Origin of the sequence: Hominimerdicola alba 8, from assembly GCF_000178155.2 — a bacterium.
GTDB lineage: Bacteria > Bacillota > Clostridia > Oscillospirales > Ruminococcaceae > Hominimerdicola > Hominimerdicola alba_C.
In genome coordinates this window covers 1-15,081 of record NZ_ADKM02000091.1, presented here as the reverse complement: position 1 = coordinate 15,081, position 15,081 = coordinate 1, and the positions used below count along the sequence as shown (strand labels likewise).

At 49.7% G+C, this 15,081-nt stretch carries 8 protein-coding genes; 6 read left to right on the top strand and 2 right to left on the bottom strand.

The features are described from left to right. Positions 1 to 121: 121 nt before the first annotated feature. Positions 122 to 2,860 carry a glycoside hydrolase family 9 protein gene (locus CUS_RS10360; RefSeq protein WP_002850623.1) on the bottom strand — a complete coding sequence of 913 codons (2,739 nt, stop codon included), beginning with the start codon at positions 2,858 to 2,860 and terminating at the stop codon, positions 122 to 124. 417 nt (positions 2,861 to 3,277) lie between these two features. Between CUS_RS10360 and CUS_RS10355 the strand changes: the two genes are divergently transcribed. From CUS_RS10355 to cooS, 4 genes are all read left to right on the top strand, one after another. Continuing rightward, positions 3,278 to 4,207 carry an ABC transporter substrate-binding protein gene (locus CUS_RS10355; protein ID WP_002850598.1) on the top strand — a complete coding sequence of 310 codons (930 nt, stop codon included), beginning with the start codon at positions 3,278 to 3,280 and terminating at the stop codon, positions 4,205 to 4,207. A gap of 15 nt (positions 4,208 to 4,222) precedes the next feature. Continuing rightward, positions 4,223 to 4,984 carry an ABC transporter permease gene (locus CUS_RS10350; RefSeq protein ID WP_002850520.1) on the top strand — a complete coding sequence of 254 codons (762 nt, stop codon included), beginning with the start codon at positions 4,223 to 4,225 and terminating at the stop codon, positions 4,982 to 4,984. Further along, a complete protein-coding gene (locus CUS_RS10345) occupies positions 4,984 to 5,754 on the top strand; it encodes an ABC transporter ATP-binding protein (protein ID WP_002850532.1) in 771 nt (256 codons plus the stop codon). The genes CUS_RS10350 and CUS_RS10345 overlap by 1 nt, the downstream gene beginning before the upstream one ends. Before the next feature lie 276 nt (positions 5,755 to 6,030). Continuing rightward, positions 6,031 to 8,184 (top strand): anaerobic carbon-monoxide dehydrogenase catalytic subunit, encoded by a 2,154-nt coding sequence (gene cooS, locus CUS_RS10340; protein WP_002850673.1) that lies wholly within the window; start codon positions 6,031 to 6,033, stop codon positions 8,182 to 8,184. Between the two features lie 132 nt (positions 8,185 to 8,316). On the opposite strand, the gene CUS_RS10335 is transcribed toward cooS, so the two are convergent. Next, complete coding sequence (locus tag CUS_RS10335; protein ID WP_002850535.1) at positions 8,317 to 11,046, bottom strand: fibronectin type III domain-containing protein; 2,730 nt, start codon at positions 11,044 to 11,046, stop codon at positions 8,317 to 8,319. A gap of 992 nt (positions 11,047 to 12,038) precedes the next feature. Between CUS_RS10335 and CUS_RS10330 the strand changes: the two genes are divergently transcribed. Together CUS_RS10330 and CUS_RS10325 are read left to right on the top strand one after the other, a co-directional pair. Further along, entirely contained in the window at positions 12,039 to 12,737 is a 699-nt protein-coding gene (locus tag CUS_RS10330; protein ID WP_002850627.1) for an ABC transporter ATP-binding protein, read from the top strand. 11 nt (positions 12,738 to 12,748) lie between these two features. After that, positions 12,749 to 15,001 (top strand): ABC transporter permease, encoded by a 2,253-nt coding sequence (locus CUS_RS10325; protein ID WP_002850686.1) that lies wholly within the window; start codon positions 12,749 to 12,751, stop codon positions 14,999 to 15,001. Positions 15,002 to 15,081 lie beyond the last annotated feature (80 nt).

Sequence of the window (15,081 nt, the reverse complement as noted above, 5' to 3'; positions counted from 1 at the left end):
TTATTGTAAACATAGCTTATACTTCAAAAAATACATTCCAAAAACCGAAAGGCAGCACCCCGATATCTGCGGGTGCTGCCTTTTGCGTTGTTATCGCTGTTTTTTCAGCGTGATGACCACGTTATTTATCGTCGCCGTTATTGCCGTTATTGTTGTTCTGACTCTGGCGGTTCAGCTTTGTCATCTCGAAAATGAACACATATGTCGCGATGATAAGTATGATGACCGCCACAGCCGCCACGATTATGACCACCAGCTTTGTACTGCTGATGCCCTCGCCATTTTCATCATCAGCGTCCTTTGCGGAAGACCTTGACTTGGCAGACTTGCCCGACTTAGCCGCGTTCTCTTCTGCCTTTTCCTCGTCATATGTGGTCTTTTCGGTACTTGAAGCACCGCCGCCGTCATTTTCGACACCTATATCCTTGCCGCCCTCACCCGGTTTAATTTCGGCATTCAGCGCCGAGAAAGCAGTCAGCCATGCGAGAGAAGCATTCCAGTTTATAGTACACTCGTTGACGCACCAAGCCTCAACGTGGTCAACATAGCACTTCTGGGGAGCTATCTCGCCCTTTTTCCAGCCCATGCCCCTGACCCACGGGTCCTGCATGCCTGAGTTTGGTCCGCCTGAAAGCACGCCGCAGGGCGCTTTCGGGAATGCGTCATCTATCTGGTTCGACCACCAGCGGTGGTGGGGATTTTCAGTGGTGTGCGTGCCGTAGCCTGTAACATAAGAATAGTCCATAGCATTTCTGCCCAGCAGGTAGTCAAGACCCTGCAAAGCACCATCGGTATAGCTGTCATCTTCGTTCATGACAGCGGCAAAAGCCAGCACGATGGCATTGTCTGCCACGAATGAATTTGAGCCCCAGAGGTAGCCCTTGTCCTTGTCGTTATAGCTGAGGGTGCTCTGACCATACGGCAGACCGAAGCCCTGTGCGTTCTCTGTATCAAGGTAGTGGTCAGCCGCTTCTTTCAGTGACTTTTCAGCCTTTTTGACATCATCGAAACTTTCAAAGTTCAGCAGAGCGGTGAAAGTACCCAGAGCCGCAGTGTTGCCCCAGTCAAAAGTACCAACCGTGTCAACGCTCTCACCGCCGCCCAGCGTTACGGGAACTGTCATGTAAAAATCGGACTTTTCAGCATCTTTGAGGTAGTTATCCTTGCCTGTTGACACATAAAGTTCCATAGCCGCCCAATAGAATTCATCTGTAACATCGTTGTCGCCGTAAGCGCCGCCGCCTACGCTCTCATCGAGGGGTGCGTACATGTCTGGGTGCTTTTTGGCGGCTTCATATGCCTTTTCTGCGGCATCGAGGCACTTGTCGGAAAACTCCTTGTCAAGGTCTTCCCACAGCCTTGCCGACTGCGCCGCACAAGCCGCGAGGTTCAGAGTAGCGGCAGTCGTTTGGGGCTTGATTATACGCTTTTTATCGTCATCGGCGGGGGCTACGCCCAGACCTGTCCATGTTTCGTCATGGGCTTTGTGGTAAGCCATGCCCGAATAGTCGCCGCCGTCTATCTGCATTTTCAGCATCCATTCCATCTCCCACCTCGCTTCGTCAAGCAGGTCGGGGAAGCCGTTGCCGCTTTCGGGTATTATCATCGAGCCGTCAGCGAAGATCTTTTCGTTGCCTGTGTACACAAAAAATTCGTAGAGATCCTGAAGCATCCACAGTGAAAGACCGCCGTTGACTGTGTACTTGCCGTGATCGCCCGCATCGTACCAGCCGCCTGTCACATCTACAGTGCCGCTTGTGCCGCTGTAGCCCCATGTCTGCTGTATTTCGGCATTATCGGTGGTGTGACCCGCCGCACGCGCCAATGAGGACTTGTCGCCCGAACTGATATACTCTTCCTTTATTTCGATGCCGCTTCGATTCTGGTAAAAATAGTTGAGCGAATCATAAAGCATAGCCGAATAGTCGCTGACTTCGTCCTTTGCGAACACCTTGAAATCACGGCTGACAGCGCCGTTGTCGGCTTCGATATGAAAAGTGCCGCTGCCGTCAAAATCCGAAAAATCGAGGATATGCACAGTGTCCTCCGAATCCTCGTCATAGCCGAAATACTCGCTCTTGCCCTCGTAGACACTGTCGCCCGACTCGTCTATAAGTTCAAAGCCGACCTCGTCCTTGTCGGTACACAGCAGGGTCGCTTTCTTCTCACGTTCAGCAAAATAGCCCACCTGATTTGTCAGGATATCCGCCCTCTGCCACACTTCGGGGAAAACGTAGTCGTTCTCATCACTTGTAAGGTCGATAAGCGACATGTTGTCAAAGGTGATGACAGTACCCGCAGGAAAACAGCCGCCCGGAGTATACTGACCATCACCGCCCAGATGGAAAGCCCACTCTGCCACATCGATATTCTGTGAAGCGGTGAAAGTCACCTCGACTTTCTTGGTTTCATTTGCGCCGATGGGTATCGGATCCCATGTGCTGTCAAGGTCATAGCCGTTGGACATGTTGTGCCACACCTCAACGTCGCCGTCAAGGTTGCCTATTTTAGTGTAGTATTTGCCGCTGTTTGACGGTGTTATCTCGTATGACACCTTGTACTGGTGACCGGAAACTATCTTGAGTCCCCGGTGGCGGAACTGACAGTCCCACCTGTCCTCACCGCCGTTGGAAGCGCCGCCCGGATTGACTATGGTTATCTTGTACTTGCCGTCAGCGATATCGAAATCCATCTCGCCTGTGGTAGACTCGCAGATGTGCCAGGGCAGACCCACGCCGTCATCAAAATCCGTCTGCCCCAACTGCTGACCCGCAAAAACGCCCAGCGCCGCAGTACTGTTCATAGTCAGCACCGCCGCTGCCGCCGCAGAAAGGACGCGCTTTAATATTCCTTTTGACATGATATTACTCTCCTTACTCAAATCAAACAGCACACACTTCCCCGCCAAAACATTCAGCCGTGAAAGCGAAAACCGTATACAGACTGCCTCATAATAAACAAGGCTTTTTACCCTAAAAAAACACGCTGTTATATATTATAACATATCCAAAATCAATTTTCAATCCTGAAAATGCAAATTTATCGGGATATTTCAGCCACACCACCGAACGCTGTGTACTTTCAGCACCCTTTCAATGATCTTGCACAAAGCGCAGTCCGATTTGTGGAAACAAATGGTCAAATTTCCCGATTTGGAAAATTTCATGGTAAACCTACTTGACAAGTAGGAGTTTATAGTGTATAATCATATCCTAGTAAGACGATATGTTTTCTTATTAATTTCAGAGCCTATCAGATAACGAAAGGAAGATCTTATATGAAGAAAAAATTTTTATCCTCGATACTTGCGCTGACACTGGCATTTTCCGCCGTTTCCTGCGGGAAATCGGACAAGGGCGGCGATGACGGCAACACCGTCAAGATAGCTTACCTGCCCATCACCCACTCGCTGGCGGTGCTGGAGGAAGCCGAAGAACTGGAAGAAAAGTCGGGCGTAAAGGTAGAACTTGTCAAGTACGGTTCATGGGCTGAACTGCTCGATGCACTCAATTCCAACCGCGTTGACGGCGCATCGGTGCTGATAGAACTGGCAATGAAATCAAAGCAGGAGGGCATCGGGCTTAAGGCTGTTGCGCTGGGTCACAGGGACGGCAACGTGATAGTCGTTTCAAACGACATCGGTTCTGCCGCCGACTTAAAGGGCAAGACTTTTGCGATACCTCACAGGCAGTCCTCGCACAACATACTGCTGAACGATGCACTTGCCACTGCGGGGCTTACCACTGATGACCTGAATATAACCGAACTTGCCCCCACCGAGATGCCGTCAGCACTGGCAAGCGAACAGATAGACGGCTACTGCGTGGCTGAACCTTTCGGCGCTATGGGCGTTTCGCTTGGGGCGGGCAAGGTGCTGTTCCGTTCGGAAGAACTGTGGGAAAACTCACTCTGCTGCGGACTGGTGCTGACTGACAAGTTTATAGACGAACGCCCCGATGATGCTAAGGAGTTCGTTGACAGCTACAAGGCGGCAGGCAACGCCCTTGACAAGGAAAAGGCGAAAGAATTGGCGAAAAAATACCTCAGCCAGTCTGATGAGGTGCTGGATATATCGCTCCAGTGGATATCCTACAGCGACCTCGAAATAACCGAAGATATATACAACACCCTCGCTGAAAAGGTGAAAGAATACGGGCTTTCAGATAACCCACCCGCATACGAAGACTTTGTAAAGAATGATTTTTGATAAGGCGTGATACCGATGAAGAAACTGTTGGCACTTAAAAATGTAGTGATATCCATAGCGATACTTATTATCATCTGGCAGATATTGTTTACTGTCAGCAACTATGATGCGGCGCTGTTCCCGTCACCGAAAATGGCGCTGGATGCGCTTGTCGAGATGATAGAGAACGGAAAACTTTTTGAGAACATAAGCACCAGCATGTACCGTTTTGCGGCGGGCTACCTGACTTCCGTGACAGTCGCGGTGCTTCTGGGACTGATACTCGGCAGACTGCCGAAAGTCTTTCAGTATGTCAACCCCGCCCTCCAGCTTTTAAGACCCATTTCCCCTACCGCTTGGATGCCCTTTATAGTACTGCTTTTCGGCATCGGTGATGTGCCTGCGGTGGTGATAATCTTCATCGCGGCATTCTTCCCCGTACTGCTCTCGACTGTTGCGGCGGTGGGAAACATCGACCCCATATACCTGAAAGTGTCGAAGAATTTCGGCATCTCTCAGCCCGCGCTGACATGGAAAGTCATCTTCCCTGCGGCATTCCCCCAGATAGCGAACGGCATACATCTGGCGCTGGGCACTGCATGGATATTCCTTGTGGCAGGCGAGATGGTGGGCGCACAGTCGGGTCTGGGCTACCAGATAATCGATGCACGAAACAACATTCGCGCCGATATACTGCTTGCCACCATACTTGTGATAGGCATTATCGGCATACTGCTTGACGGTCTGCTGAAACTGATAGAAAAACTGATACTAAAATCGTGGGGAGGTGCTGACTGATGTACATTGAAGTAAAAGACGCATGCAAGAACTACGTGCAGGACGGCAGAGAGTTCACCGCCCTTGACCACGTTTCGCTGGACATAGAAAAAGGCGAATTCATCTGCCTGCTGGGACCGTCGGGGTGCGGCAAAAGCACGTTGCTCAATGCCCTTGCGGGGGTTGAGAAAGTCAACAGCGGCAGTGTGAAGATAGACGGCAAGGAAGTCACAGCGCCATCCATAAACAACATAACCATTTTCCAGAATTACGGTCTGCTCCCCTGGCGAAATGTGCTGAAAAATGTCGAACTGGGGCTGGAGTCGAAAAAAATTCCCAAAGAAGAGCGCGAAAAGACCGCTAAGAAATACCTCGCCCTTGTGGGACTTTCGGGGTATGAGGAACGCCACCCCAAACAGCTTTCGGGCGGTCAGCAGCAGCGTGTTGCCATAGCAAGGGGGCTGGCGGTAGACCCCGATATCATCTTCATGGACGAACCTTTCGGTGCGCTTGATGCCATCACCCGTATGAAATTGCAGGAGGATATACTGCGCATATCCCGCGAGGAGAAAAAGACCATCATATTCGTTACCCACGACATCGAAGAAGCGGTATTCCTCGCTGACAGGATAGTTGTTATGATGGCAGACCCCGGACGCATCAAAAGTATAGTGAAAGTACCTCTAGGCACACACCGCGACAGGACGAACGACGATTTCCTGTATGTGCGCGACAAAATTTTCGAGCTGTTCAACATGAAGGTCGATGACTATATCGAATACAATATCTGATCTGTCCCGATTTGGTCGTTTATCGCTTTCCCCCGCCGCAGACGTGGAAAAGATGACCGCCGACTATCGTTAATACCTGCTGAAAGGCTGTTTGGTGCGGTGTATCAGCAATACACGTCAAAATAGGGAGTCTGATTTTATGAACAAACTCCTACTATTCTAGTAAGATTTGTTACAGCTTATTGAAATTATCATATCACAGTAGTATAATATAGTTAACTTGAAGCCTGTCCGCACAGACAGGCGGCAGAAAAATCTATATCGGGAGTTGTTATTATGAGCAAGCACGAACATGAACATCATCACCATCACGAACATGAGCATGACCACCATCACGAACATGAACATCACCACCATCACGAACATGAGCATGACCACGACCATTCACCTGCGCACATACATTCACACAGAAACATAATCGGCTTTGACGAACACGGCATTCCCACCGTCATACTCAAAGCAAGTCACGGCGAGGGCGAAGAGGGCGACCCGCAGGCGTTCATCAAGGACTACATGAACGCAGTTTCGGAGTACCGCAAGACTTTCCCCACAAAGCAGGACGTTATCGAACAGACCCCCGACCCCGCTGTGCGCGAGATGCTCCTGCGAATGGAACAGCTGGGCATCGACACCGCTTTCGACCGCTTTGACAAGCAGAAGCCCCAGTGTAATTTCGGTCTGGCGGGCATCTGCTGTAAGATATGCAACATGGGTCCCTGCCGCATAACCGCCAAAGCTCCGAAAGGTGTCTGCGGCGCTGATGCCGACCTCATCGTGGCGCGAAATCTTCTGCGCTCGGCGGCGGCAGGTGCGGCACAGCACGGCATGCACGCCCGCGAAGTGATGCTGGCGCTGAAATGGGCGGCTGAGGGCAAACTCGATGTGCCTATACTGGGCGAGCAGAAAATTCGTGCAACAGCAGAAGCATTCGGAATAAAGCAAAAGAACCGTCAGCTGAAAAATGTGGCAAAAGACCTTGCAGATGCACTGCTTGATGACCTTTCGCGCACTGTTCCCGACGAGTACAAGACCATTTCAGCCTGCGCACTGCCCGAAAGACAGCAGGTGTGGAAAGACCTTGACATATTGCCCATAAGCGCATATCACGAAGTATTTGAAGCATACCACAAGTCGGGCTGTGCCACTGACGGCGACTGGCGCTCGGTGATGCAGCAGTTTTTGCGCTGCGGACTGGCTTTCACTTTTTCGGGCGTTGTGGGCGCTTCCATTGCAACTGACAGCCTTTTCGGTGTGGGTGACAGGGTGACTTCAAAAGTCAACATCGGCGCACTGGAAAAGGGCTATGTAAACATAGCAGTCCACGGACATCTGCCATTTCTGGTCAGTCAGATAGTTGAGGCGGGCAAGCGCGAGGACCTGATAGAACTGGCAAAGTCGAAAGGCGCTAAGGGAATACGCTTCTATGGTATATGCTGTTCGGGTCTGTCTGCCATGTACAGATATGCGGGAGTAGTGCCGCTGTCAAATGCGGTATCTGCCGAACTGGTGCTGGGTACAGGCGCACTTGACCTGTGGGTGGCTGATGTGCAGGACGTTTTCCCCTCCATCATGGAAGTTGCACACTGTTTCAAGACCACCGTTGTCACCACCAGCGAGTCTGCAAGACTGCCCGGTGCTGAAAGATACGAATACGACCACCACCATTCTAACATTGCCGAAACAAAGGCACTGGCTGAGAAGATAGTCTGTCGCGCCATTGAGAGTTTTGAGGCGAGAAAGGGCATACCCGTCTACATACCGCCCTATGAAGTCGAAGCTGAGGTGGGCTTCTCGGTGGAGTACATACACAAGCGTTTCGGCAGCATGCAGCCCCTTGCCGATGCCATCAAAGACGGGCGCATTCTCGGCGTTGTCAACATGGTCGGGTGCAACAACCCGAAAGTCCTTTACGAAAAGTGCATAATAGATGTGGCAGATGTCCTGCTGAAAAACAACGTGCTGATAATCTCCAACGGCTGTGCGTCGTTCCCGCTGATGAAGCTGGGCTACTGCGCGATATCGGGCAAGGAAAAAGCGGGTGACACTCTGCGCGAGTTCCTTGAACCCGACCTGCCCCCTGTATGGCATGTGGGCGAGTGCATAGACAACACCCGCTCGACAGGTATTTTCGCAGGCATAGCAAATGCGCTGGGTCACAAGCTGTATGAGATGCCTTTTGCGTTCTCTTCCCCCGAATGGGGCAACGAAAAGGGCATAGATGCCGCGCTGGGCTTCCGCCTGAACGGTATAAGTTCCTACCACTGCGTTGAAGCGCAGATATACGGCTCGAAAAACGTCATAGAGTTCCTGAAATACGGCACACTGGAAACACTCGGTTCGTCTATGAACGTTGACACCGACCCTGTGAAGCTGGGCGAGAAGATAGTTGCTGACATGAAAGCAAAGCGCAAAGCGCTGGGCTGGGACTGAGCGAAATATGATACGATATCCCCCGATGTGTTGTGCATCGGGGGATATTTTGCATGCGGCTCCTGCCTATTCTATCAGTATCAGCAAAAAAAGACCGATGCACTCATGTACATCGGTCTTCATTATATCAGTTTATTTTACAGTTATCTCAAAAGCCCTGTCATTGAGGTTTCTGGTGTCCCACTTGCCGTTTACCTTTGCGCAAACGACCATCTTGTACTTGCCGTTTCTTATTTCGGGTGAGATGTAGGAAGTTTCTTCTGCATCAACAGAACCCATTATCACCCACTTGCCCGAACGGTAAACTGCCACGCCGAACTTCTCTGCGCCCTTTACAGCACTCCACTCCAGCTGTATACGACCATCTCTTACCTGTGCGTTCACTGTGGGAACTTCGGGTGCAGCCGCAACAGTCGCCGCATGGGTAAAGTCTTTGCACCACATGCCGCCGACCTTCGGTATAACAGCCACCTGATACTCCTGACCTGCTTCAAGACCCTTGAGCAGATAAGAAGTGCCGTAGCCCTCAGTGATTATCTGCCACTTGCCCTTTACTATGCTGCATACAGCGTACTTGTCAGCGCCCTCGACAGCATTCCAGTTCAGCTGTACGCACTTGCTGCCTGCGTGGTAGGTAACATCTACAGGTTCAGGCTTGCTTACAGTGACTTCCTTAGTGTCGGTGTAGTTCTTGCCGTCCAGCTTTGCAGTTGCAGTGTAAACTACCTTGCCGTCAGCAGAATAGCTTGGCGCAGTCTTTTTCGCAGTTACCTCAGCATCATCAGTGATGACCTCGCCGCATACCTCACAGGTATACTTGATATCTGCCGTGTTGTCCTCGTTCCAGATAAACTCCGGATCGCTGCCCTTGTGACCTGTCTTCGGCAGTGTCATCTTAAAGATAGTAGTTTCGGTCTTGCACTCAGGATCCTCATAGAATCTGAGTGTCATCAGATCCCACCAGTATTCCATGTTGCCGTCCTTAGTGCAGGTAGGTTCTACAGCTTCAACATGTGACAGAGTATTCTTGGGAACAGTGACCTCAACAGTGTCGGTATACTCCTTGCCCTCAAAGGTCGCGGTTGCAGTATATACTATCTTGCCCTCGTTTAAATAGGTAGCATAAACAGTCTGCTTAGAAGTCACCTTTGCATTGACGGTCTGCTTGTCGTCCTTGTTTTTGCACTCAAAAACAGCCACAGCTTCAGACTTTGCATTGTTCCACTCCCATGTCGGCTCACCATAAACATGTTCAGCCGCAGGTATCACAACATCATCTGCCGAAACTTCCGCATAGCCGCCGTCCTTGAATACATAGTTCTTGCCGTCAGAACCCTTGTAATACTCTATGTTGCCTGCCTTGCCGCATGCGGCTTCAACAGCTTCGACTTTCTCAAAGGTGATGGCAGGAGCATCAGCGGTGCGGGTATCGGTATACTCAACGCCGTCAAGTTCAACAGTGGCAGTGAATACCATTTCGCCGCTTGCAGTCAGCTTTACGCTCACCTTTGCTTCAAGTTCCTTTTTATGCTCTTCATCTCTTTCGCAGGTGAAAGCCGCCTTAGCTGAGTCTGAGCCTGTCCATGTCCACTCAGGTGTGCCCCAGCGGTGACCAAGTGCGGGTATAACAGGGATCTCCTGCCTTTCTTCCTCGATGAACTTATCCTCTTCAACGTGATAGTACTTGCCGTCGATAGCGGTGTAGTACTCCATATTGCCGTCGTTCTCGCAATCGGGTTCTTTTGCGGCGGTCTTCACATAACTCTCATCATAGAGCGAAGCGATGACGAAAGGCGACTTCTCTGTACCCTCACCGCTGACTATCTTCACGCCGTCATAGTTCTTTTTGTCGAACCTGCTGTCGGGCTTGAGGTAGAGGCTGTAAGACTCACCGAAAGCGTCCGTCAGCTTTATATATTTTCTCTCTGTGTTCTCACCGTCGTAAAATTCGGGAGCAGGCAGAGTGAAAGTGCCCGAAACGCTCTGCTTGACATCTTTTATATCTTCTTCAAGATACACCCACTGGTCTTTCAGGGTGATAGTGTCGCCCACGCTGAACTCCTTGCCGACCGCAATGGTGTCATCGGCAGGTCTTACCGACCAGTAGAGAGTCTTTTTGGAAGCCTTGCTTTCCTTAGAAAGATACTTTGCGGGGTCTGCGGTAAATCTGCCGCCCTTGATGGAAAGGGCTTCACTGCCGACCTTGTTCTCCTCACTGAAACCGAACTTGCCTATAACAACACCGCCCGAAATAGTGGTCTTGCCGCCGGGTCTTTCGCAGAAAACTGCAATGTCGTTGCTTTTCAGTGTACCGCCTGTCATCTCGAAGACTGCACCCTCAGCAACGCTTACCGCACCAAACTTGTCGATAGCCTTAGTTGCTTCTACAGTGCCGCCTGCAAAAGTGAAAGATGCTTTCTTATCTGTTGCATCATTTATCACAACAGCGCCGTACTTGCTTTCAGAAGTCACCTTACCGCCGCCGACCGTATCGTTTATGGTCAGTGAGCCTTCAACGATGAACTCTCTTGCAGTTGTCAGCTTACAGCCTTTGAGGTCTATCTCTGCATCTGACTTTATTATGTACTCTTCTGTGAGTTTGATATCCTTGCCTATCGCGAATTTGCCGCCCTTTTCGACAGCCGCTTTGAACTCTTCTTCACTGCTGACAACTACGGTCTTCTTGCTTTCAGCTTCTTTTTCCTTGACATTTTCGGCATTTACTGCGGCATCAGCTGTGCTCTCAGCCGAAGCAGTCAGCCCGAAAAGCGGGAAAGATACGAAGTTTGCAGGAACAGTGCCCGCAACCGTCAGTACAGCCATTACACCCGCTAAGGTGCGCTTTATCATATTGTGTTTCATTATCACTCTCTCCTTTATGAGGTCTTACCGTGTGCGGCAGTGCCGCCAGCGTAAATGTTAATATCGGTTCTTTGATTTGAATATTTTTGTACATCTTACATTATACAGTATAAATGCTGTTTTGTCAAGCAAAAGCCGAAGACTGCGTAAGTCTGTTTTGGGAACATTTTATGACTACAGTTTTCACGGCTCACGATATTTGAGGTACGGCCGACGCAAAGAATGCCTGCTTAGCTGAACGTGGTTATTCCGCTGACACACCACCAAAACGGCGGTTTTACAGAACTTATAGCAATCCAACTTTTTAAATTCACAAAATCCAGTCGCAAAAGCTGGGATTTATGGGTTTTGTGACTGGATTTTGTCTGAATTTTAAGGCGGATTGCTATAAGGCGGTTGGCGTATGGTGCTCAATTATCCTTTTGTTTACAGCATTTTCAGCTGGTGTGCTAAAGGGATAGTCATATAGCTGAAAGACCTCAAAATATCGGCTGTTGAAATGGGCGGTGCATTATGGAAAAAACGCCGTCGGCATGGTCACATATTCAGCAGGCGGTATTTTTGCGATTTCACATTCGGGCTAAAACATGGCATTCGGCTATGATTTTTTTGAATAGTCGGAAATACACAAATCAATTCGGTTTGCAAGAACTAACTTCGTTTATGTTTTTGCGCCGCCGCTATTGACTTAATTCAACATCAGTGATATAATGAACATATGAACAGTGGTTCAAATGTATCTTTTGTGATTGCCTGCTTTTGTTGCGAAATTGCCAACAATGGTTGGTTGAATTGTGAACGACCATGCGATATAATTATAGCAATCCAACTTTTTAAATTCACAAAATCCAGTCGCAAAAGCTGGGATTTATGGGTTTTGTGACTGGATTTTGTCTGAATTTTAAGGCGGATTGCTATAGTATAAGCTAACACGCGGCGTAAAAAAGCATATCACAAAAGAAAGAAAAACGACATAGCGGGAGGAGAATAAAATGTTTCTTGAACTTAGTCAGATAAAGCGCGCTTTCGGTGAGGGCGAAAGCAGGGTGGAGGTGCTGAAAGGCATCGACCTGCAAATTGAAAAGGGCGAATTCTGCGTACTGCTCGGACCATCGGGTTCGGGCAAGTCAACACTGCTGAACATCATCGGCGGCATCGACACTGCCGACAGCGGGTACATCTCCATAAACGGCGAAAAGACCGCCGACATGAACGAAAAAGCGCTGACAAAATACAGGCGCAAGCATCTGGGGTACATTTTCCAGATGTACAACCTGATACCGAACCTGAACATCAAGGAGAATGTTGAGGTCGGCGCATATCTCAGCGATTCACCGCTGGAGGTAGATGAACTGCTGAAAACACTGGGACTTTACGAGCACCGCCACAAACTGCCCAATCAGCTTTCGGGCGGTCAGCAGCAGCGCACCGCCATCGGCAGGGCACTGGTCAAGAACCCTGATATACTTCTTTGTGACGAGCCTACGGGTGCGCTTGATTACAAGACCTCAAAGGAGATACTGGCGCTTATCAATGATGTTCACAACAAGTACGGCACAACTGTGGTCATGGTAACGCACAACGATGCCATCAAAAATATGGCAGACCGTGTGGTCAGCCTGCGCGACGGCATGATACGCAAGAACTATCTCAACGAAACTAAGCTCACTGTTGACGAGCTTGAATGGTAAGGGGGATAAATATGCGTGACCCTCTTAACAAACGGCTTGGCAGACAGCTTCGGGAAGAGCTTGGCAAGTATGTGATAATCTTCCTGTTTTTTGTAATGATGATAGGCGCGGTATCGGGCTTCATAATATCTGACACGGGCATGATAAACGCCTACAACGAGAGCTTTGAAAAGTATAACATCGAAGACGGCAACCTCGAATTCACTCTCGACCCCGACAAGGATACCATAGAAGATATAGAAAAGGACGGCGGCATAAAGCTGTACGAAAACTTCTATAAAGACGAAGAAACTGACAGCTTTGACAGCACACTGCGCATCTACGGCGAGCGTGATGAGATAGACAGGCTTTGCCTGTGGGAGGGCGAATTCCCGTCAGCTGATGACGACATCGCACTTGACAGGCTGTACGCACAGAACCACGACCTGAAAGTGGGCAGCAGCTTTGAAGTTTCGGGCAGGACTCTGAATGTCTGCGGAATAGTGGCATTCACCGACTATTCGGCGCTGTACGAAAGCCCATCAGACCTGATGTTCGACAATGACATGTTCGGCGTGGGCGCTGTGACAGATTCAGGATTTGATTCCTTCAATGATGACCACCTGCATTACAATTATTCGTGGCTGTACGACAAGTCGCCCGATGGCGATGTGCAGGCGCAGGAGATGTCGGAAGAACTGATGAAGACCGTTGCCGAAAAAGCGATGCTGCAAAACTTCATACCCGCCTATTCAAATCAGGCGATACACTTCGCGGGCAACGACCTGCACAACGACCGCACAAGCATTCTGGTCTTTCTGTACATCACTATGGTGATACTGGCATTCATCTTTGTGGTGACGACAGAAAGCACCATCGCTAAGGAAGCCGCAGTCATCGGCACGCTGAGGGCTTCGGGCTACACGCGCGGCGAGATAGTAAGGCACTACATGAAGCTTCCCATGTATACGCTGACGGCGGGCGCGATAGTCGGCAATATCGTGGGCTACACGCTTATGGAGAAGTACATGGCGGCGGCATATCTTGGAAGCTACAGCCTGACCACCTACTCGGTCAGCTTTAGTGCGGACGCTTTTGTGCTGACAACGCTGATACCCTTTGTGATAATGTTCGTGATAAACCTTGCGGCGCTGACACGCAAGCTGACGCTTTCACCGCTGAAATTCCTGCGCCGCGACCTTACGCGCGGTCAGAAGAAAAAGGCTTTCCGCCTGAATACCAAAATAGGCATAATGACACGTTTCAGGCTGAGGATATTCTTCCAGAACATTTCGGGCTATATCGTGATAATCTTCGGCATAATACTTGGCTATTCGATACTGTTCTTCGGGCTTATGTTTGAGCCGATGCTGGATAATTTCAAGGAAGAAACTGTAAACAACATGATAGCTGACAGCATATATGTACTGCGAATGCCCGCCGAAACAGATGCCGCATCTGCCGAAAAAGCGGCTATGACATCGCTTGAGACCACTTTTGAGAAATATAAGGCTGAGGATGTTTCGGTCTACGGAATATCCGAAAACAGCAGATATGTGAAGATAGACCACAATGGCGGCGTGACCATCTCCACCGCATTCATGAACAAGTACGGTCTTAAAAAGGGCGACAGCATCACCCTGACCGAGAAGTACGGCGAAAAGGATTACGAGTTCGAGATAACGGGCTTCTACGACTACCCTTCTACCATCGCGGTATTCATGGATATAGATGACTTCTGCGAAACTTTCGATATGGACGAGGGATATTTCAACATATACTTTGCCGACGAGAAGATAGAGGACATCGACGAAAAGCTGATAATGAGCAAAATAACCGAAGACGACCTGACAAAGACTTCAAGACAGATGACCAGGTCGATGAGCGGCATAATGACAGTATTCAAGTGGTTCGGCGTTGTCATGTTCGTAATGGTCATTTACCTGCTGGCAAAGCTGATAATCGACAAGAACGCGCAGTCCATCTCCATGACGAAGATACTGGGTTACTCCAACCGCGAGATAAACGGGCTTTACGTACACACCACCACCATAGTTGCACTGCTTTCGATGCTGGTGACACTGCCGCTGGTAGATTTCCTTATCGGCGCTATATTCAAGATGGTGTTTATGAGTTATTCGGGCTATTTTGCCTATGAAACAGACCTGACCGTAATGGTGAAATGTTTTATCACAGGCGTTATATCCTATTCGCTGGTGGCATTCGTACTCAATCGCGGCGTAAAGAAGATACCTCTTGCGGAAGCGCTGAAAAATGCGGAATAAATACAGTCAGCACTCACTGACGCTAAAATAGTTCGGGCACCTCTGCTTTATTGCGGAGGTGCCTTTTGTCATACCTAACC

Excerpts from the sequence above, each read along its gene's own strand:
- CUS_RS10360 (WP_002850623.1), bottom strand. The coding sequence starts at position 2,860 with ATGTCAAAAGGAATATTAAAGCGCGTCCTTTCTGCGGCGGCAGCGGCG.
- CUS_RS10355 (WP_002850598.1), top strand. The coding sequence starts at position 3,278 with ATGAAGAAAAAATTTTTATCCTCGATACTTGCGCTGACACTGGCATTT.
- CUS_RS10350 (WP_002850520.1), top strand. The coding sequence starts at position 4,223 with ATGAAGAAACTGTTGGCACTTAAAAATGTAGTGATATCCATAGCGATA.
- CUS_RS10345 (WP_002850532.1), top strand. The coding sequence starts at position 4,984 with ATGTACATTGAAGTAAAAGACGCATGCAAGAACTACGTGCAGGACGGC.
- cooS (WP_002850673.1), top strand. The coding sequence starts at position 6,031 with ATGAGCAAGCACGAACATGAACATCATCACCATCACGAACATGAGCAT.
- CUS_RS10335 (WP_002850535.1), bottom strand. The coding sequence starts at position 11,046 with ATGAAACACAATATGATAAAGCGCACCTTAGCGGGTGTAATGGCTGTA.
- CUS_RS10330 (WP_002850627.1), top strand. The coding sequence starts at position 12,039 with ATGTTTCTTGAACTTAGTCAGATAAAGCGCGCTTTCGGTGAGGGCGAA.
- CUS_RS10325 (WP_002850686.1), top strand. The coding sequence starts at position 12,749 with ATGCGTGACCCTCTTAACAAACGGCTTGGCAGACAGCTTCGGGAAGAG.